At 64.1% G+C, this 390-nt stretch carries 1 protein-coding gene; it reads right to left on the bottom strand.

The annotated features are described in order from the left end of the window. Positions 1-390: BamA/TamA family outer membrane protein (locus JWG43_RS19215; RefSeq protein ID WP_205244497.1), on the bottom strand; the 390-nt coding region annotated here is incomplete at both ends.

Genomic DNA, 390 nt, shown 5'->3' with positions numbered 1-390 from the left:
CTCGTAGACCATGCCGCCGTCCAGGAAGGGCACGATGCCTATCTCGTCGGTGATCTTGTAGCGGGCCTCCAGATTAACGATCTGGTAGGAACGGCCGCCGCTGGGATCGCCCTTGTCGTTGCGCGGGCCGATGGCCTGATAGGAATAGCCGCGCACCGAACCGGCACCACCGGCGTAATAGCGCAGCGTGCTGGGCAGGTTGTTCATCTCGGCCCCGGCCATGCTGCCGCCGCGCACACGGGCCGCCAGCACGAGCTTGTCGTCGATGACGCCCTGGCGCGGGCCCTTGCGGAAGGGGGCGTAATAGAACATGCCTTCCACTTCCGTGCCCAGGGCCGTGAAGAAGCCGTCGTAATAGCCGAAGATGGGTTTGGAATGGATCTCCAGCAC

Origin of the sequence: Desulfobulbus alkaliphilus, assembly GCF_016918545.1 — a bacterium.
Classification (GTDB): Bacteria; Desulfobacterota; Desulfobulbia; order Desulfobulbales; family Desulfobulbaceae; genus Desulfobulbus; species Desulfobulbus alkaliphilus.
This window is presented reverse-complemented; position numbering and strand designations above follow the sequence as displayed.